The 14853-nt window shown below is 58.7% G+C and carries 14 protein-coding genes; 9 read left to right on the top strand and 5 right to left on the bottom strand.

Translation table 11 applies throughout. The annotated features are described in order from the left end of the window. Window positions 1-164 precede the first annotated feature (164 nt). Window positions 165-992 carry a PEP-CTERM sorting domain-containing protein gene (locus ENJ19_07915; GenBank protein HHM05653.1) on the top strand — a complete coding sequence of 276 codons (828 nt, stop codon included), beginning with the start codon at window positions 165-167 and terminating at the stop codon, window positions 990-992. A 169-nt stretch (window positions 993-1161) separates the two neighbouring features. Next, the gene (locus tag ENJ19_07910; protein ID HHM05652.1) at window positions 1162-1827 is read left to right on the top strand and encodes a hypothetical protein; all 666 of its coding nucleotides are present in this window, start codon (window positions 1162-1164) and stop codon (window positions 1825-1827) included. Here ENJ19_07910 and ENJ19_07905 read toward each other — a convergent pair. After that, a complete protein-coding gene (locus ENJ19_07905; protein HHM05651.1) occupies window positions 1824-3050 on the bottom strand; it encodes a glycosyl transferase family 1 in 1227 nt (408 codons plus the stop codon). The two genes, ENJ19_07910 and ENJ19_07905, sit on opposite strands and share 4 nt — an antisense overlap. A 284-nt stretch (window positions 3051-3334) precedes the next feature. Between ENJ19_07905 and ENJ19_07900 the strand changes: the two genes are divergently transcribed. After that, entirely contained in the window at window positions 3335-4540 is a 1206-nt protein-coding gene (locus tag ENJ19_07900; protein HHM05650.1) for an ABC transporter permease, read from the top strand. Window positions 4541-4558: 18 nt separating this feature from the next. Next, window positions 4559-5770 carry an ABC transporter permease gene (locus ENJ19_07895; GenBank protein HHM05649.1) on the top strand — a complete coding sequence of 404 codons (1212 nt, stop codon included), beginning with the start codon at window positions 4559-4561 and terminating at the stop codon, window positions 5768-5770. On the opposite strand, the gene ENJ19_07890 is transcribed toward ENJ19_07895, so the two are convergent. Next, window positions 5764-6528, bottom strand: a complete 765-nt coding sequence (locus ENJ19_07890; GenBank protein ID HHM05648.1) for an outer membrane lipoprotein-sorting protein — start codon at window positions 6526-6528, stop codon at window positions 5764-5766. The two genes, ENJ19_07895 and ENJ19_07890, sit on opposite strands and share 7 nt — an antisense overlap. A 48-nt stretch (window positions 6529-6576) precedes the next feature. Between ENJ19_07890 and ENJ19_07885 the strand changes: the two genes are divergently transcribed. Next, the gene (locus ENJ19_07885) at window positions 6577-7251 is read left to right on the top strand and encodes an ABC transporter ATP-binding protein (protein ID HHM05647.1); all 675 of its coding nucleotides are present in this window, start codon (window positions 6577-6579) and stop codon (window positions 7249-7251) included. A 15-nt stretch (window positions 7252-7266) separates the two neighbouring features. Here ENJ19_07885 and ENJ19_07880 read toward each other — a convergent pair whose 3' ends face one another. Beyond that, on the bottom strand, window positions 7267-7452 hold the full coding sequence (locus ENJ19_07880; GenBank protein ID HHM05646.1) for a hypothetical protein: 186 nt from the start codon (window positions 7450-7452) through the stop codon (window positions 7267-7269). A 161-nt stretch (window positions 7453-7613) separates the two neighbouring features. Here ENJ19_07880 and ENJ19_07875 point away from each other — a divergent pair, with 161 nt between their 5' ends. Beyond that, on the top strand, window positions 7614-9623 hold the full coding sequence (locus ENJ19_07875) for an SPOR domain-containing protein (protein ID HHM05645.1): 2010 nt from the start codon (window positions 7614-7616) through the stop codon (window positions 9621-9623). Here ENJ19_07875 and ENJ19_07870 read toward each other — a convergent pair. Then, window positions 9611-10732, bottom strand: a complete 1122-nt coding sequence (locus ENJ19_07870; GenBank protein HHM05644.1) for a molybdopterin biosynthesis protein MoeY — start codon at window positions 10730-10732, stop codon at window positions 9611-9613. The two genes, ENJ19_07875 and ENJ19_07870, sit on opposite strands and share 13 nt — an antisense overlap. Window positions 10733-10817: 85 nt before the next feature. Further along, window positions 10818-11684, bottom strand: a complete 867-nt coding sequence (locus ENJ19_07865; GenBank protein HHM05643.1) for a ThiF family adenylyltransferase — start codon at window positions 11682-11684, stop codon at window positions 10818-10820. Window positions 11685-11894: 210 nt separating this feature from the next. Between ENJ19_07865 and ENJ19_07860 the strand changes: the two genes are divergently transcribed. The 3 genes from ENJ19_07860 to ENJ19_07850 all read left to right on the top strand — a co-directional run. After that, entirely contained in the window at window positions 11895-12689 is a 795-nt protein-coding gene (locus ENJ19_07860; GenBank protein ID HHM05642.1) for a PEP-CTERM/exosortase system-associated acyltransferase, read from the top strand. Between the two features lie 292 nt (window positions 12690-12981). Further along, on the top strand, window positions 12982-13584 hold the full coding sequence (locus ENJ19_07855) for a sugar ABC transporter substrate-binding protein (GenBank protein HHM05641.1): 603 nt from the start codon (window positions 12982-12984) through the stop codon (window positions 13582-13584). A gap of 21 nt (window positions 13585-13605) precedes the next feature. Next, on the top strand, window positions 13606-14853 hold a 1248-nt coding region (locus tag ENJ19_07850; protein HHM05640.1), incomplete at its 3' end, for a chain length-determining protein.

Raw genomic sequence — 14853 nt, 5'->3', positions numbered from 1 at the left:
TGATCGGAGGGTGGGGTTCTGCTGTTATCTTTATGATATATAATAAAAAACATGTTTTGGCACGCATTTAGCTTTCCCTGTAGGTACGCGAAACCGGGCATTGTGCTCACAGGGCGCATAAACTGGGGCTGAAACACCTCATAACTGGACATACAGGAGTATTGATGATGAAAAAACAACTAAAGTGGCTGGGTGCTCCCGCCTTGTTTGCGCTGAGCATGGGCGCGAACGCAGGCACCATCGATCTGTTTTCAACTGACCAAGCGAAGATAGAAGATCAGACCAACGGTGCGGGCGCGGGTTTGGTTTCCAGTTCCGTGGGGGCGGGTGATCCCACTATTCTGGGAGGCAATCGCGATCTGTATGTGGATGCGATTAGCGGCGCTGTCCCGGGGTTTGCTGGTACCAGCATCGGCGTTTTCGGGGGTGAGCTGCGCTTTAGTAACGACAGCGGCGTCGGTGGTGTAGGTGGCGTTCAATGGGATGGCGGGACCAATACGGATGAGACCATCGACTACACTGGTTTGGGCGGTTTGGACCTGACTGATGGCGGGACGCTTAATTCGTTCGCCGTGACGACTGTGGAGTCTGATCTCGGGTATGAGTTTATTGTGAACGCTTGGACCGATGCCGTCACGTGGACCACGATCAGCTTCACGGCGCATGCTGTTCCGGCTGGTACGGGCCCGGTCACATCGTATATCCCCTTCAGCGGATTCACTACGGTGGCCCTTTGCGGCACCGTCAATCCCGCCCCTGGCGTGAACTCCATCACTTGTGGTTCGGCCAACACTGCGCCTGTGGATCTGACCAACTTAGGCGCCTTGGAGCTTGTGCTGAACCCTGCGGGTGGAACGGTGAACGTGGATTTGAGATTGGATAGCATCACCACCGTTCCCGAGCCTTCCGCTCTGGGGCTGATGGGCGCTGGTTTGGTTGCTGCCGGCATGGTTGCCAGCCGCCGCAAAAAACAAAAACAGCTTGCCGCCTGAAGGCGTGTAATCTGCCGCTGTCAGCGGTGTTAAGAAACGAAGCGGCCTCATCGAAAGATGGGGCCGTTTTTTCTATAATTTCCGCTTGTCCATCCCATTTCCCGGCTTAAAAGATCGCCAGTTTCCTTGACGGAATCCGGATGGCGGTTCAGCTTGAGACAAGGAAATCATGAAGACCGAAACCTGGGACTATATGGCGTCTTCGCTGGTCTTGGCCACCATCGCAGTGCTTGGCTTGGCCGGTGCCGCACTGGTGTCCCACATGCTCACATCCAGGTACCTGGGTGGATACCATGTGTTGGCGGACGCCGCGCTGTTTTTGTTGTTCTTTGGTGTGCTCGCCGCCCTGGCCTGCCGTTTGATTTTGCGTGGAGGCCAGCTTCGCCCGGGTGAGTATGCCATGGAAGACCCCGTGTTTCGTTGGTGGAAATTGTTTACCGTGGTGTATGAGTTCGGACGCGGGGCTTTGCTTCCTTTCACCACTGTATTCGCCCGCCCGCTCGTTGCCAGGCTGTTTGGTGCCGCGGTTGGGAAAGATGTTGCGTTAGGGGGGATATTGGTGGATCCCCAGTTCATATCTATTGGGGATGAGGCGATTATCGGGCAGGATGCAGTGATTACCGCACACACCATTACCAGTGGCGTCATTATACTGGATCCAGTGGTGATTGGGGCCAGGGCAACAGTGGGCGTCAAGGTGGTTGTTATGTCGGGCGTGACGATCGGTGAGGGGGCCGTTCTGACAGCCGCTGCCGTTGTGCCACCTGGAACCACTATTCCGGCCGCTGAGATGTGGGGCGGCGTGCCTGCCCGGAAGATCAAGGATGTGGGCTAAGCCGAATTTCTCACCAGCCCCTCAATGAATGCCTGGAAGCGTTTGGTGGCGCTGTAGCGTTGATAGAGCGCTGCCGTTTTTCTCGCTGCTTCCCCATAGCGGGAATCGCTCAGCATACGGTTCACCAAATTGCGCACTGAGTCCGCGTTGCAGTGTTCCGAACGCAACAAGCAGCCGGCGCCGAAGCGCTGGACTTCGCTCATATTCAAATGCTGATCCATATTGCTGGCGATGCCCAGCACGGGAGTGCCAACGGCCAACGCCTGTTGGGTGGCCGGGCTGCCGCCATTGCAGATGACCAAATCGGCGCGGGCCGCCAGCTTGTCACCGGGGAGGTAATCGGCGACAAAAGTGTTTTCCGGCACGGGGATTTCCGGCACCGTTCCCAAGGTTGCGACGGCCAAGGTCACAGGCGCGTGCGCGAGCCCGCGAATGATTTGCGGCAACAGTGCTTCCTTCCCGGAACTGCCCAGACTAACGTAGACTATCGGGTCGCCATCTGGTAGCTCTTTCCACCATCTTGGTAGTAGTACCGAGGGTGACCATAGCATAGGACCAAGAAATAAGTGGTTGGCGGGCGGGTTCGATACTGACGACAATTCGGGAACGTCGGCATATAGCACGTAGTCGGCCCAGGTGTACAGACGGCGCAAGTTGTGCCCCAGGGGCCTAAGTTGGTGCTGGCGGCGAAGCTGGTTGAGCGGTCTGGCGTGCCACCCAAAGATAAAAGGCCGCAAACCAGAAAAGAGTCTTTGCGCGAATGTTACGCCCAGCAACGCTGTTGTGGGGTGCTCGGGAATCGGGAACATCGATTGTGAATACGGGCTCCAGTAACTGTTGGTGATGGCGCAAAGAGAAACTCCCGCCAAGGGAGCGCTTACCGCCAGCGACAGGCGGAAGTCGCCGACTATCAAGTCTGGTTTGACTTTGCCGATGATTTCAAGATCTTCTTCTACATACTGTTCGAGGTTTTGACGACTGTATAATCGACGACCTTGAGCCAGGGCCTTTAGGAAGGTGGCGCTGGGAATGGAGTCAACGGCCACACTTGTTATCCGGGTGTCGGGAAACAAACTCGCGTAACGGGGATCGGAAGCGAAATACACTTCGTAGCGATCGCTGTCCAGGCTCTGGGCAAGGGTGAACGGCCGCGCCACGTGAGCGAGAGTGACGGCTTCCCCAAAAAAAAGGATGCGGGGGCGGTATTGTCGCGGCTGGTTCATCCTTGTGCTTCCACTCATGCCATGGCGGTCGTATGATGCAGTGCTGCTGGCGTTTGTCTGAGGCAAGACGCCTTGCGTGTTGCATACTACGGTGTTTTATCTCTAACAGAAAGTCTGTGCAACACGGTGCGATGTGCTCCCGGCTTGTGTATGGGGCGAAACCTCGTATGATTAAGATACGGCATTATGCTTTACTGTTGCTTGCAGAGGCGCACGGGTGAGCCCATGTCACACAAGGCCCGCGTGGCTGTATGTTGGAGCTTGATCTCCCCGCAGTGGTGTCCATGAATTACCTTACCTTAGCCTTGCGCAACCTGCTTCGTCAGCGGGGCCGGACCGGTTCCGCTCTGGGAGCCATCGCCTTCGGCGTGATTGCACTGGTCCTGGCGACGGGCTTTATCGAATGGATTTTGTGGGCCATGCGGGAGGCGGCCATCGAATCGCAACTGGGGCATATCCAAATCATGCGCCCAGGCTATTTGCAAAAGGGTGTGGCGGATCCTTACGCCTACCTCTTACCCGAGCGGCCGCAGACGGTTGATGCGATTGAGCGCTTGACGCATGTTGCGGCGGTGGCGCCGCGTTTGAACTTTTCCGGCCTGATTGCCAAGGGTGAGACGACCGTGTCCTTTCTGGGTGTGGGAGTGATTCCTGAGAAAGAGCGGGTGGCCAGCAGGCAACTGCGCATCTTGCAGGGTGGGAATCTCACGGCCGGTTCCGGTGCTGAGGTGGTGCTGGGCCAGGGGCTGGCCGCCTTGTTGGGGGCGGAGGTGGGGGACACGGTGGTCTTGGTGGCGACGAAACGCTCAGGCGGGATATCGGCCTCAGAAGTGCGGGTGAGCGGTATCTTTTTCACCTCCAGCAAGGCGTATGACGATATTGCTTTGCGCGTACCCATTTCCCTGGCGCGGACCTTGCTTGCGGTGGAAGGGTCGCATACCTGGGTGGTGGCCCTGGATGATACCCGCTATACGGATCAGGTGGGGGCTGTGATAAAACAACTGGCTGGACGCGGCCTGGATGTTGTGCCCTGGTATGAACAGGCGGTTTTCTACCAAAAAACCGTGGCCCTTTTTTCAAAACAAGTGTCCGTGGTGTGGGGCTTGATCCTGTTGGTTATCGTGCTCAGCATTTCCAACACCATGGTGATGGTGGTGTTCGAGCGCACCCGGGAGCTGGGGACGATGATGGCGTTGGGTTTCCCTAAACGCGCGGTAGTATTCATGGTGGCCCTGGAGGGGGTGATGCTGGGTATGGTCGGCGGGACCATTGGCATTTTGGCCGGTGGCGTACTGGCACTGGTGTTGTCGGCCATCGGCATTCCGATGCCGCCGCCGCCGGGTGTGGCTGTCGGCTTTGATGCTGCGATCCGCCTGACGCCGGAAATTATGGTGAAAGCATTGGTGTTGGCAGTCGTGGCCTGCTCGGTGGCCAGTGTCCTGCCCGCCTGGCGCGTATCCAGGCTCAATATTGTGGCGGCGTTGCGCTGAGGGTTGAGGCGGGCAAACATGTGGAGTCTTGCGTTCAGAAACATTTTTCGTCACCGTTTCCGGGCCGGGGCGACGTTGTTGGCCATGGTCGTGGGCGTGGTATGCCTGATTTCCGCCGGAGGCTTTGTCAACGACATATTTTACAAGTTGCGGGAAGGTACAATTCGTTCCGAGCTGGGCCACATTCAGGTCTTTGCAGAAGGCTATCTCACCCATGGCCGGGTAGCGCCCTACCAGTACATGATTCCTGATGATGATCCAATCGGCAGCCGCTTGGCTGCGCTGGCGCATGTGAAGTATGTCATTGCGAGGCTCAAATTCAGCGCTTTGCTCAGCAACGGCGTGGCTGATCTTCCAGTTATCGGTGAGGGTGTGGAGCCGGAAAAAGAAAATCAGGTTTTCGAGGGCTTGCAGGTGCTGGCGGGTGAGCGTCTGGCTTCAGCCCAACCCTATGGCGTCATGTTGGGGGAAGGGGTGGCGCGCGCTCTGGATGTGACGGTGGGGGATACCGTCATGCTGTTGGTGACCACGCCGGAAGGCGCAATGAATACTCTGGATCTGGATGTTGTGGGAGTGTTCAGAACCCTGTCTAAGGAATATGATGCAAGGGCGGTGCGTGTGGTGTTGTCTTCCGCCAAGGATTTGCTGCTGGTCAACAGTGTTCACAGTTACACGGTGTTTCTCAGTGATACCCGGTTCACGGATGCCGTGGTGGCGCAAATCCGCCGCATGACCGGAGACGGGACTTATGAGGTGAGATCCTGGGAGCAGCTCGCGGGTTTTTATCAAAAAGTGGTGGCCATGTATGATCGGCAATTCGGTGCGCTGGTGTTTGTCGTGTTGCTCATGGTGGTGCTGGCCATTGTCAACAGCATTAACATCTCTGTGCGGGAAAGGATGCCGGAGTTCGGAACCTTGCTCGTGCTTGGGTTTAAGGCCAGGCAGTTGGTTTACATGATATTTGCAGAGAGTCTGCTGCTGGGTGCGGTGGGTGCCGGTATAGGTGTTGTTTTTGGCGGTCTTGTTGCGGTGCTCGCGTCGTGGCATGGCATCGAAATGCCAGCTCCGCCGAATATGAATGAAGGCTATATGGCGGAGATTCGCCTGAATACATGGATCCTGACAAGCAGCGCGCTGGTGGCATGGCTGGCGTCTGTGCTGGCGGCGGTCTGGCCCGCCATGCGCATGCGACAGGTCCAACCAACGGAACTGCTGAAGGGGTGTTACTGAAGTTTTTTGAGATAGTCTTTGGTAAAGACTTTGTCTGGTATTGGCCGGATGGTCATGTTGGTGTATTCCAGGCTTGAACGCCGCCCTTTGCGCAAGGCGTCTTCCATTATGAGCTTGACCGGCCTTTCCCGCCCGGCAATGACGGTGTAGCCGGAGTAGAAACATGTTTTCATGAGGCGGCCGGAAGTGGCGTAAAATTCGGCTTTGTAAGGGTAGTAGCTGTTCGCGTCAACCCAATACAACACTCGGTGGTAGGTGACACTTCTGTTTTTGGCCTTGAGTTCTAGCACATGGTAGGTTTTGCCATCAATGAAATCGGATCTGGCCAGTGAGGCGTGATAGTCTCCTGCAAAATTGGCCCGCGCCAGATCGCCGTTGGCCACTTCGCCGGTCAGCCTTTGTGCCAGGGACAGCCTGATCGGTTGAGAGACGTTGGGCATGAATGCCCACAGGTCATGTTCCTTCAGCAACAGGATTTGCCCACGCTCCGAAGGGGGCTCAATGGTGCTGACGATAGTCTGGTCGCGCCCTTTGGAGAGCAGTTGGTATTTGCGTGTTTCCCGGCTGCCATCCACGTTGAAGTTGGTGATGGTGACATCCGCTTGAAAGTCGGTTTGCGGAAATCTGATGTTATCGGCGAGCTGGACAATTTCATCGGGCGAAGGGGCGTCTTTTGACCAGGCGGCCGAAAAGGGTGTAAGCGACAGGAATATCAGGCCGGGGAAGAAAATTGCTGCTTTGAATGTGGCAAAGTTCATAACCGTGCTCCGTATCAATACTTTAGGGGCATCGTATCGGGGATGACAGTGGACGTTGTAGTGCTGGAAAACATTGTCAAAGAGTATTCTTTGGGCACTCACAAGGTGCGTGCGCTCAATGGTATCAATTTAACCGTTTCATTGGGCGAATATCTGGCGCTCGCCGGGCCGTCCGGGAGTGGCAAATCCACATTGCTGAATTTGATGGGGTGTATAGATTCACCTTCTGAGGGCCGGGTGCTGGTTGACGGCGAGCTGGTGTCAGACAAAAGCCCCGATCAGCTTGCTGATCTGCGCGGGCGAACTATCGGCTTTATATTTCAGACCTTTAATCTGCTGCCCGTGTTGTCCGCCGCGGAGAATGTAGAATACCCTTTGCTGAATCACAAGGATGTGGGCAAGCGCGAGCGGCGCGAGCGGGCCAGATACTACCTTAAGGTCGTGGGCCTGGAACAATTTGTTGATCGCCGTCCCGCTGAGCTGAGTGGGGGCCAGCGCCAACGCGTCGCCATTGCCCGTGCTTTGGCGGTGCACCCCAAGATTGTGCTGGCGGACGAGCCCACGGCCAATCTGGATCACAAAACCGGAAACGGTATTCTTACCCTGATGAAGGCACTGAACAAGGAGTATAACACCACTTTCATTTTCTCCACCCACGACCCCAAAGTGATAGAAATGGCTGATCGTGTCGTCCGGATCAGCGATGGGCAGTTGGTGGAGTAGCCCTTGTCGGTGGCGTCAGTCCGTTGCGGATGCGCCGGCCTTGAACACCTTCCACAGCCTGATTTCGGTGCCTCCAAACCGGTCCCGATGCAAAATGTCTTGCCGTCCGGGCACGGTGTTTTTGTCGTAGTGGCCATTGCTGCCGCGTGTGAATCGTCGGGTGTGGAAGTCCAACGGATCGGGCACGAGGTATTCACTCACGCCGACGCCGGCCAGAAGCGGGCCACTGGCCGTTTCGCACTGATACGGTGCAGTGGCCCCAGGTATAATATAGCAATTCAGTAAGGTGCCAGGCCGGACTGATGAATGCAGGTGACGAGTCAGCACGACACTTTATGTGATCGAAACCTGGGCTTGTAGCCGTGGGAGCGGCGCCCCCGCCGCGATGTTATGGCCCGGCCGGACCGTGTGCGGTGTGCTGGATTGTTGCTGAATGCTTTATTTTTCTGCCCACAACCCGAAAACAAGGGAGAGTGTGTGGTGCAGTTGCCTGCGGTAGCGGTGATTCGGGTCAGCGGCGCGGGAAGCGCCAAGGAGCGTGGCGAGTGGGTCGTTATTGGGGTGTTCGGATAGTGGCGGTGGTGTTGGGTGTGCTGGCCGTGGCGGTGGAGTCGCAGGCCGATTTCGCCGTCCAGGTGGGTGCTTACAGCCGCAACAGCCATTTTTTCCGTGCCCAGGACACCCTGGCCCAGGCGGGTTTCCCGATATTGCTGCAGGAGATTCAGGGTGCCGGCGGGCGGCGTCTGACGCGCCTGATGGTGGGGCCCTATCCTACATACCGGGATGCGAAAGCCCTTCTGCCCCGCCTGGAGCGCCTGGGGTACGCCGGCTTCATCCGCAAGGTGGCGCCCTCGGCGCGGCCCTGGGTGCCCAAAACGCCGCGGGTCAATAAGCCCAAGCGCAGGCCGGCACCGCCACCACCACCGGTGTCCCAGCCGCCAAAACCTGTGGTACGGCCCCCGGTGTCCCAGCCTGAACCCCCGGCGCCTGCGCGCCAGCCAGCGCCTGCGCCAGCAACGCCGCCGCCCCCGCAGCTCAATGAATTGCCCTTGGAGCCACCGCCTCCGCCGGAGCTGGATGATCTGTCCGGCCCGGTTTTTCCCGCGCCGCTGGAGTCGGACACCATCGATCTGCTGCTGGGGCTCAGCGCCGCCGCCCAGCCGCCGCCGGTGACCGGCTTTTATCAGACTGATCTGGCTTACACCCTCCCCCGGCCGTCCCATTTGTCCAAATTCCGTCATTTGCTGGAATTGAGCAAGCGCGGCCGCTGGGGGCGGCGCACGGCCTGGAAGGTGAGCGGCCGGGCCAGTTATGATCTGGCCTTTGCGCTGGACGACTACTACCCCGGCGCCGTGGCCGAAGACCAGCGCAGCCATCTGTCGCTGCGCGAAACTTATCTCGACGTGCCGGCAGGGGCTTGGGATTTCCGGCTCGGCCGGCAGCACATTGTGTGGGGCGAAATGGTCGGGCTGTTTTTTGCCGACGTGGTGTCGGCCAGGGACATGCGCGAATTTGTGCTGCAGGATTTCAGCCTGCTCCGTATTCCCCAGTGGGCGGCGCGGGGGGAGTATTTCAAAGGGGATTTCCACGCCGAGGCGATTTTGATTCCCTACCCCAGCTATGACGAAATCGGCGCGCCCGGCGCGGAGTTCTACCCCTGGCCACCGCCGCCCCCGGAAGGCTACGGCTTGCGCATCGAAGATGAGCGCAAGCCGGCGGGTGATGCGGCCCAGGTCGGTTACGGGCTGCGCCTCTCTTATCTTCATTCCGGCTGGGATACAGCCGTTTTTTTTTATAGCAGCATGGATGCCCAGCCCTACTTCCCCCGGAGCATCGAGTCCGGGCCCGTGCCCACGGTGGTGTACCGTCCCGATCACGACCGCATTTTCCAGCTGGGGACTACGGTGGCCAAGGACTTTGAGCCCTGGCTGCTGCGGCTGGAGGCGGTCTACACCAAAGACCGCTGGTACAGTGTGACCCGCGCCGCCGACGCGGACGGGGTGGTGCGGCAGGACAGTGTCGACTACGCCCTCGGCATGGAAAGAAGCTTTGACGATCTGCGCTTGAATGTGCAGTTGTTTCAACGCTGGTTTCCCAGCCATGACGAGGACATTCTGCTGGACGCCATGGAGACGGGATACAGCCTTTATCTCAGTAACAAGTTCATGCGCGGGGAACTGGAGCCGCAACTGCTCATTATCGGCAGTCTTAACCGGGATGACTGGCTGTATCGCCCCAAAGTGGTCTGGCTGCCCAACGGGAACTGGCAGATTGTGTTCGGGGTGGATGTGCTGGACGGGTCGCCCCGGGGCGTGTTTGGCCGCTTTAACGACAGCGACCGGGTTTATACCGAGTGGCGCTATATGTTTTGATCCTGTCGGCGACGTGAGTTGCTTTGCGTTGACTCCCCCTTGTGTATCAGTTTTTCCAACGGCATGCGTAACGACCGGGCCCGTATTGGCGCGCCATGTCCGATTCTTCCCATGAAAACCATCCGGTTGCGCGCCCCATCGCCGAAAACACGGGCCAGCAGGGTGTCCACATCGGCCGCTTTGTTCAGGGCTATTGGGTCTTCACAGAAATCCAGTTTGCTCCGGGCGTAATCGGCGAATATCAAGGGTGTCATCTCAGGCTGTATTTGCAAGCCCAGACTCGTGGCTGTCAGCCATAAACGCTGCATCGCCCGTCCGGCGGCAATGTGGTCGTTGATGGTGACAGGCGGTGTGGCCGCAAGGATGGCAAAGTGAGCAGAGCAGAGCAGCGCCGGGATGACGTCCAGCTCCAGTCTTGGTAACAAGGTGCCGCCCAGGTAGCGGTTCATGAATTCGACGCGTTTCCACTTTTTCATCGTCCAGCGCATCAACGGCAGGCTCAGCGGGTTCAAGCCCACTGCCTGATCAGGGATCCGGTCGTGGCTGGTGCGGCTGCCCCACTCGATCACGCGCCGGTGCACTGCGTAGGCTTGGGGAATGGTAAGCCGAATGGAAGAATTGACGAACAAGAGCTGGGCGACCCGGGCTTTCTCCGTCGCGCTGCCCAGCAGCACAAGCGAATAATTTCTAGGTAGCGCGGCTTGCAGTCTGGCGCGATGTTTCATAATCAGGCGCCTGGGTTTCATGGGGCGGCGTTGGGTGCTTCGCTTCGTGATGAAGCGCGCCAGGGGGTCAGCCGGAAGCGTTGGCTCAGGTGTGAACCGGACGTCGATGCGAGGCATGTGCTCCGGGCTGCCGGCATCGCGTTCGCTTTCCATGGACCAGCCAAATGTGCTTGCGGCAACAGCCATGGTTTCCAGCAGCGCACCCAGGGACAGTTGGCTGGCATGGCCTTGCAGATCATAGACGCAGTCGTCGCGGGTGTCGAAGCCGTGGACGATCAGGTGTGTGCTGTCCAATATTTCGAATCGCCACGGTTGTGTATTGTCCCCGCTGGGTGCCCAGCGGGCCAAGTCCAATATCTGTTCCAGAATGCTTTGCCGCACAATATCTTCCTCGTGAGCTGCCGAATCCGGCAATTGAAACGCCGGGTCAATGTCGCGGCACAGGGAGGTGCCGAATCAATAGTGCTCTTTAGTGCGCCGATCCGAAGCGCCGCCGGGCGATGGCCAGTGCCAGCCGCTGTAATGGATGGCGGTTGCCGCCGGGCCGCCAGGTGATGCGCATCTTGTTGCGGTAGGCGTCGAAATGCAGGCCCCGCGGCGCGGCAATGAGCGGACCGCGCCCCAGCAGCACTTTGAGCACCTGCGTGGCGGCGAGGCCGGCGCACAGTTCACAGGCCATGGCGGTGGAAGGGCCGCGGTGGCCGGCGAGGTCGACGGTGGAAGGGTCCACCAAATAGCCCGTTTGCAGCATGGCCGGTGACAGGCCCAGAAGAAAGCACAGCAGCTGTTCCTCTTCCGGGCGTCCGTCGAGTTGGAAATAGTCCTCGAAATTCATGGCATCCGGCAGAAAGGTGAGCATGGCGGCCCCCATGCCCAGGGGGGCCGCCGTGACAGCGGGAATGCGTTTTGCGGCGCAGGCGCCAAACACGGCGCGCCGCGCCGCAAGGGCGAAAAAATCCAGTCCGTCCAGATACACATCCGCCCCGTCCAAAAAGGTGTCGAGATTGCTTACAGTGACACCCTCGGGAAAGCGTTGGATGTCCAGTTCCGGGTTGATGCTCAAGGCTTGTTCTGCCAGTACATCGACCTTGGGTCTGCCCAGCGACGGTATGGAAGCGCCCGCCTGGCGGTTGAAGTTGGCGAGTTCAAAGGTATCGAAATCGGCGATGCGGAAATGGCCGATACCCATGCGCGTCAGGGTCAACAAGTGGCTGCCCCCAACCCCCCCCATTCCGGCGATGGCCACACACCGGTGGCGCAGGGTCTGCTGTTCTTTTTTGGTTACCCAGCCGATATTCCTGGAGAAGGCGCTGGGGTAGGCGAAGGGTTCGTCCATGATGGGCATGTCCTGAAAATGTGGAGGCTGTGTTGCCCGCCCCCGCCTGCCCGAGGTTCAGGGAGGGCGGCGGCGCATTGTCAAGTTATGTGAATTTGTGAGATTTGTCACTGAAACGCTGCGCGGGACGCGTACTATGACACGTATTATCAATCCTAGAAAAAACAGGGGCGTATAAGCAAGCCCGGGGGCCGGCCGAGGAGATGTCCGATGGACGCGATGGTGGAGAGTTTTAACGAATATTTCGAGGTGGTCCCCGCTGACGACGAGGCCGGCATTCGCCAGGCCCTGCATCTGCGCTACCAAGTGTATTGCCTGGAGACGGGCTTTGAACCCAAGGAGGCCTTTCGTGAAGGCCTGGAGCGGGATGAGTTCGATGTGCGGGCCGTCCATAGCTTGTTGATTCACAAATCGTCGGGCCTGGTGGCCGGCACGGTGCGCTTGGTGCTGCCGGACCCGGCCTGCCCGGGCACCCCGTTCCCGGTGGAGAAACACTGCGGGGAGGGTCTGCCGCGTCCCCTGCCCGAGGCCGAGCGCCGGTGGATGGCGGAGATTTCGCGGTTTTGTGTGTCCCGGGAATTCAAGCGCCGGCTGGCTGAACCCAATACCCAGTGGGGCGCTCCGACACTGGCGGCGAACGCGTCAGCCGGGCCGGAGCGGCGCCTGATTCCCCACATCACCGTTGGCTTGTTCGCCGCCATTGTGCGAATGAGTGCGACGCACGGGGTTCGCTATTGGTACGCCGTGATGGAGCCCTCCCTGCTCCGGTTTTTGAACCGCTTTGGGATCGCGTTTCAGGCCCTGGGTCCGCCTGTTTCCTACCGCGGCTGGCGCCAGCCTTGTTTCGCCGTCGCGGATGAGGTGCTTGGGGCCATGGCGAAGGAAAGTCCCGCGGTGTGGCGGCTCATTACTGAAAAGGGCACGCTGTGGCCGGCCGGACAGCCGGGGCCCGCGCAGCCCTTTGCGGCGGAACCCAGGCCTCCGCGGGCAGGGCGGGGCGGCTGAGCGGGGCGGCACGGGTTGGTGGCAGGCTGTGCAACCGAAGTGGCTGGGGCGGGAGGGTCATTCCCGCTGCTGCCGGGATATCAAGAGCGGGAATAATAATTGCATCATATTCTCCCTGTCCGCAGATTAAGCATGACGCTAGTAGGGGTGTCCTGTATAATTCCATGAATCTAAAGGCCGCTTTAAATTGGCCTGATCGTGTCCGATACCTTGGCTGGGAGAGATGGTAAGCCAAGTCAACCGAGATTCGCGTGCTGTGAAAAAAACAACTGGATTGTCCAAAGGGGTGTTATTGGGTTTGTGTGCGCTGGGCCTGACGGCCTGCGCGTCGAAGTTTCCGCCGCTGCCTCCCGCCCTGGGGATTCCCCCTTCCACCTCAGACCCGCAGGAATACACTTATTTGGTGGGCCCCGGAGATTCGCTGAACATATTCGTCTGGCGCAACCCGGAAGTGTCGCAGAGCGTTTCGGTGCGTCCGGACGGAAAGATCACCACACCCCTGGTTGAGGATTTGTCTGTAAGCGGCAAGACGCCCACACAGGTGGCGCGGGACATCGAGGTTGAACTGTCGAAGTACATCAAAGATCCCATAGTTACAGTGATCATGGGTGGATTCGCCGGGCCTTACAGCGAGCAGGTTCGCGTCGTCGGTGAAGCCGCCCGCCCGCAGGCCTTGCCTTACCGCCAGTATATGACCCTGCTGGATGTGATGATTGCCGTAGGCGGCTTGACTGACTTCGCCGACGGCAACGGCGCGAGCATCGTCCGCTTTGTGAACGGTGAGCGGAAGCAATACGGCATCCGCATCGACGATCTGCTCAAAGACGGTGATATAGACGCGAACGTCGATATTCTCCCCGGTGATACGCTGATCATCCCCGAAGCGTGGTTTTAGCCGGATTTAGGTAAACACGAAATGAACGAAATTCTTGGGCAGATCATTGACTATATCCGCGGCACCTGGCGCTACCGCTGGTTCATGTTTTTGGCGGCATGGCCGATTTGCATCGGGGGCTGGGTGTATGTTCAAACATTGCCTGACCAGTACACAGCCTCGGCGCGCGTTTATGTAGACACGTCCACCATGCTTCGCCCGCTGCTGAGTGGGTTGACCGTACGGTCCAATGTCCAGTCTGAGCTTTCCCTGATGACCCGCACCTTGTTCAGCCGGCCGAGCCTGGAAAAGATCGCGCGTATGACTGATCTCGATCTGAAGGCCAAAACGCCGGAACAGATGGACAGCCTGCTCAACGGATTGGCAGGCAAGATCAAACTCAGTCGCACGAACAGAGACAGTCTTTATCGTATTTCTTATCAGGACAGCGATCCGGATTTGGCCAAGCGCCTGGTCCAGGCCGTATTGACCTTGTTTGTGGAAGGGGCGCTGGGTGAAAGCCGCAAGGACTCTGATACCGCCCAACGGTTTCTGGATCAACAAATCGAAGAGTATGAGGCGCGCTTGGTTGCTGCCGAAAACCGCCTGAAGGAGTTCAAGCGGAAAAACCTCGGTCGCATGCCCAAAGACGGGGGGAGTTACTACAGCAGCTTGCAGGCGGCGATGGGGCGGCTGGAGCAGGCCCGGCTGGAGTTGCGCGAAGCCCAAAACCGGCGCGATGAACTTGCGCGGCAGATAAGGGAAGGGAAGTTTGCCGCGGCGCCAGGCGGTCCGGTGGGCGGGCCGGGCAGTCTGACTCCGGAGCTGGATGCCCGGATATTGAATTTGCAAAAGCGTCTGGACGAGTTATTGCTTGGCTACACGGAACAGCATCCCGACGTCATTCTGACCCGGCGGACCATTGAAGATCTTGAAAAACAGCGCCAAAAGGTGTTGGAGGGCCGGCAAGCCTCAGCAGGGGATGAGGGGACAAGGGGGGCATCCAACCTTATCAAATCCCAGCTGCAGGTCGCTTTGAGCGAAGCCGAAGCGACCGTGGCATCGTTGAGAGTCAGGGTGCGGGAGTACAAAGGGCGGGTTGACGAACTCAAGCGCCTGGTCAATGTGATTCCGGAAGTGGAGGTACAGCTCAAGCAGCTGAACCGGGACTACAACGTCACCAAAAGCAAGTATGAGGAATTGCTGGTGCGGCGCGAGAAGGCGGCCATGTCCGAGAAGCTGGAGCAGAGCCCCGACGCGGTCAAGTTCCGCGTTGTTGATCCCCCCTAT

It is taken from the genome of Gammaproteobacteria bacterium, from assembly GCA_011375345.1.
Classification (GTDB): Bacteria; Pseudomonadota; Gammaproteobacteria; order DRLM01; family DRLM01; genus DRLM01.
This window is presented reverse-complemented; position numbering and strand designations above follow the sequence as displayed.